General features: G+C 72.0%; 4 pseudogenes. 2 read left to right on the top strand and 2 right to left on the bottom strand.

Going from position 1 to position 4525, the window contains the following annotated elements:
• A pseudogene (locus KPL57_RS55905) lies at nucleotides 1-721 on the bottom strand (transposase family protein); the annotation flags it as partial.
• A gap of 269 nt (nucleotides 722-990) precedes the next feature.
• On the opposite strand from KPL57_RS55905, the pseudogene KPL57_RS73210 reads away from it, so the two are divergent.
• A pseudogene (locus tag KPL57_RS73210) lies at nucleotides 991-2184 on the top strand (DUF222 domain-containing protein); the annotation flags it as partial.
• Between the two features lie 170 nt (nucleotides 2185-2354).
• On the opposite strand, the pseudogene KPL57_RS73205 reads toward KPL57_RS73210, so the two are convergent.
• A pseudogene (locus KPL57_RS73205) lies at nucleotides 2355-3260 on the bottom strand (DUF222 domain-containing protein); the annotation flags it as partial.
• Nucleotides 3261-3726: 466 nt separating this feature from the next.
• Here KPL57_RS73205 and KPL57_RS55890 point away from each other — a divergent pair.
• Nucleotides 3727-4525 (top strand): annotated as a pseudogene (locus tag KPL57_RS55890) (transposase family protein); the annotation flags it as partial.

The following is a 4525-nucleotide window of genomic DNA, read 5'->3' as shown; positions in this document are numbered from 1 at the left end:
GCGGAGGATCTTCCAGTTCTTCAGCTCGGCGTTGACCCGCTCACCTGGTGCCCGCCGTCGGGCGTGAGCGGCGTTGACGGCCTTCTGATTCGCTGACAGGGGCCGGTACCGGCCGGTGTCGAGATCGCGGCGTCGGCGTCGGTGCGGGACGGTGATCGCGGGACCGCCGCCCTGGTAGGCGGTGTCAGCGACCGCCCGCACCCCGGTGGTGTTGACCGCGTCGATGATCCCGTGGATCCGGGCAGCGCCCATGTCGTGCCGTGCCCCGGTAGCGGCGGGAGATCCACACCAGCCGACCCGCGGGGTCGGCGATGACCTGCACATTCAGCCCGTGACACTTGTGCTTCCCGCTATAGAACGCCCGGTCATAGCCCGAGCCCATGCCGACCCGGTCGATACGCAGCAGCGTCCCGTCCAGGATCACGAACGCCTTCCCGGCCGCGACCGTGATGGCCTGCTCCAGGGTCGGCGCGAGCGCAGCGAGCAGCCCGATCGCCTCGGCGACATACCGGGACACCGTGGACTTCCCGACTCTGAATCCGCTGGCCAGGTCGGTGTAGGTCTCGCCCTTACGTAGGTGCGCGAGCACGAGCAGGGCCTGACGGGCCGGGGTCAGGAGCCGCCACCGGGTCCCGATCCGGCGACGATGTCCGCGCAGCAGCCCGGCCAGGACACGAACCGTGCGAGTGGACATCGACATCCCGGATGGGTAGGACAACACGCGGGGCTCCTCGGTAGGCGGTGGCGCGACAGCTATCCGTCTACCAGGAGCCCCACCCATCTCACGACAAGCCACGCACCTCACACCCCTGACCAGCACAAACAGGTTGGGAAAGGCTCAGTGAGGCTTTGCCAACCTGGCAGACGGGCTGGTCGAGGCCGGTCCAGCGTGGCGTGACTCCGTACGGCTGAAGCTCCCGGCTGGCAGGCTCCGCTCGTGTTGCCCACCTGCGTACGGGTGGGACTTACGCTGACCTGGCTTGCGGTGGAGTGACCGCTCGTCTCCACCCGGCTGCCGCCCAGCTCAGACGCCATGAGTCGAACAGTAGTTCGAGTATAGTGGAGTGCGTGGACGGAACCTGGCAGACCGGCGACGAGGAGCTTCTCCTCGCGGTCGCGGCCGTCCAGGAGCGGATCAACCGCGAGTCCCACGCCCTGGTGGCGCTGGTCGCGGAGGTCGCGACCCGGGGCCTGGCCGAGGCACGGGGCTTCCGCCACACCGCGGACCTGCTGCGTACGGTGCAGAACGTGTCGCTGTCGACCGCCCGCGCCCGCGTCGACGCCGCCCGGAAGCTCTCGCCGCTGTTCCTGATCACCGGCGAGCAGGTCGACGCCGAGCTCCCCGAACTGGCCGCTGCGTTCGCCGAGGGCGCGGTGACGCCCGAGCACGTCCGCGTGATCGTCCGGGTGCTGGCTGCGCTCCCGCCGCACCTCGACGAACATCGGCCTGCGCTGGAGGCCGACCTGGTCCACCACGCCCGCGGCCTGGACCCCGACGCGGTGGAGAAGCTGGGCCGGCGCGCGATCGCGATGCTCGACCCGGACGGGCCCCGTCCCCAGGAGCCCACGCCGTCGCGCAACCGGCTCACGCTGCGCCCGCAGGGTGCGGGGTTCGAGGCGCGGGGCTGGCTGGACATCGAGTCCGCGGCGCTGCTGCGTACCGCCCTGTCGCCGCTGTCCGCTCCGGCCCCTGCCGACGGGCCGGCCGGAGCGGGGCGCGACGAGCGATCGACGGCCGAGCGCATGGGCGACGGGCTGGCCGAACTGGCCCGCCGCATGCTCGCGACCGACGGATTCGGGATCGAGAACGGGCAGCCGGTCGCGCTCACCGTGACCGTGCCGCTGGAGACCCTGACCACGGCCACCGGGACGGCGCTGCTCGGGTTCGGTGCGGGCGGACTGGCCGCGCCGGTCCTCGCGCAGGACGCGCTGCGGCTGGCCTGCGACGCGAAGGTGGTGCCGGTCGTGCTCGCGGGCACGGGGGAGCCGTTGGCGGTCGGGCGCGAACACCGGCTCGCGACCCGGGCGCAGCGCCGGGCCCTGGCCCAACGCGACGGCGGGTGCGCCTTCCCCGGCTGCGAGGCCCCACCGCAGTGGTGCGTGGCCCACCACGTCGTGCACTGGGCCTCGGGCGGAGCCACCGACCTGGACAATCTGGTGCTGCTGTGCGCGCACCACCACCGCATGATCCACACGGGGGACTGGTTGGTGGTGGTCACCAGCGGATTCCCGGTGTTCCACCCGCGCGCCTGGATACCGGGCGGCGGGTGGAACACCGGGAATCCGCTGGTGACCACCACCAACCAGTCCCCCGTGTGGATCATGCGGTGGTGGTGCGCGCACAGCAGCACCAGATTGTCCAGGTCGGTGGCTCCGCCCGAGGCCCAGTGCACGACGTGGTGGGCCACGCACCACTGCGGTGGGGCCTCGCAGCCGGGGAAGGCGCACCCGCCGTCGCGTTGGGCCAGGGCCCGGCGCTGCGCCCGGGTCGCGAGCCGGTGTTCGCGCCCGACCGCCAACGGCTCCCCCGTGCCCGCGAGCACGACCGGCACCACCTTCGCGTCGCAGGCCAGCCGCAGCGCGTCCTGCGCGAGGACCGGCGCGGCCAGTCCGCCCGCACCGAACCCGAGCAGCGCCGTCCCGGTGGCCGTGGTCAGGGTCTCCAGCGGCACGGTCACGGTGAGCGCGACCGGCTGCCCGTTCTCGATCCCGAATCCGTCGGTCGCGAGCATGCGGCGGGCCAGTTCGGCCAGCCCGTCGCCCATGCGCTCGGCCGTCGATCGCTCGTCGCGCCCCGCTCCGGCCGGCCCGTCGGCAGGGGCCGGAGCGGACAGCGGCGACAGGGCGGTACGCAGCAGCGCCGCGGACTCGATGTCCAGCCAGCCCCGCGCCTCGAACCCCGCACCCTGCGGGCGCAGCGTGAGCCGGTTGCGCGACGGCGTGGGCTCCTGGGGACGGGGCCCGTCCGGGTCGAGCATCGCGATCGCGCGCCGGCCCAGCTTCTCCACCGCGTCGGGGTCCAGGCCGCGGGCGTGGTGGACCAGGTCGGCCTCCAGCGCAGGCCGATGTTCGTCGAGGTGCGGCGGGAGCGCAGCCAGCACCCGGACGATCACGCGGACGTGCTCGGGCGTCACCGCGCCCTCGGCGAACGCAGCGGCCAGTTCGGGGAGCTCGGCGTCGACCTGCTCGCCGGTGATCAGGAACAGCGGCGAGAGCTTCCGGGCGGCGTCGACGCGGGCGCGGGCGGTCGACAGCGACACGTTCTGCACCGTACGCAGCAGGTCCGCGGTGTGGCGGAAGCCCGTGCCTCGGCCAGGCCCCGGGTCGCGACCTCCGCGACCAGCGCCACCAGGGCGTGGGACTCGCGGTTGATCCGCTCCTGGACGGCCGCGACCGCGAGGAGAAGCTCCTCGTCGCCGGTCTGCCAGGTTCCGTCCACGCACTCCACTATACTCGAACTACTGTTCGACTCATGGCGTCTGAGCTGGGCGGCAGCCGGGTGGAGACGAGCGGTCACTCCACCGCAAGCCAGGTCAGCGTAAGTCCCACCCGTACGCAGGTGGGCAACACGAGCGGAGCCTGCCAGCCGGGAGCTTCAGCCGTACGGAGTCACGCCACGCTGGACCGGCCTCGACCAGCCCGTCTGCCAGGTTGGCAAAGCCTCACTGAGCCTTTCCCAACCTGTTTGTGCTGGTCAGGGGTGTGAGGTGCGTGGCTTGTCGTGAGATGGGTGGGGCTCCTGGTAGACGGATAGCTGTCGCGCCACCGCCTACCGAGGAGCCCCGCGTGTTGTCCTACCCATCCGGGATGTCGATGTCCACTCGCACGGTTCGTGTCCTGGCCGGGCTGCTGCGCGGACATCGTCGCCGGATCGGGACCCGGTGGCGGCTCCTGACCCCGGCCCGTCAGGCCCTGCTCGTGCTCGCGCACCTACGTAAGGGCGAGACCTACACCGACCTGGCCAGCGGATTCAGAGTCGGGAAGTCCACGGTGTCCCGGTATGTCGCCGAGGCGATCGGGCTGCTCGCTGCGCTCGCGCCGACCCTGGAGCAGGCCATCACGGTCGCGGCCGGGAAGGCGTTCGTGATCCTGGACGGGACGCTGCTGCGTATCGACCGGGTCGGCATGGGCTCGGGCTATGACCGGGCGTTCTATAGCGGGAAGCACAAGTGTCACGGGCTGAATGTGCAGGTCATCGCCGACCCCGCGGGTCGGCTGGTGTGGATCTCCCGCCGCTACCGGGGGCACGGCACGACATGGGCGCTGCCCGGATCCACGGGATCATCGACGCGGTCAACACCACCGGGGTGCGGGCGGTCGCTGACACCGCCTACCAGGGCGGCGGTCCCGCGATCACCGTCCCGCACCGACGCCGACGCCGCGATCTCGACACCGGCCGGTACCGGCCCCTGTCAGCGAATCAGAAGGCCGTCAACGCCGCTCACGCCCGACGGCGGGCACCGGGTGAGCGGGTCAACGCCGAGCTGAAGAACTGGAAGATCCTCCGCAAGATCCGCTCCAGCCC

It is taken from the genome of Pseudonocardia sp. ICBG601 (assembly GCF_020496245.1).
Note: the sequence above shows the minus strand (reverse complement) of the source record. Positions and strands in the feature narration are given on the sequence as shown.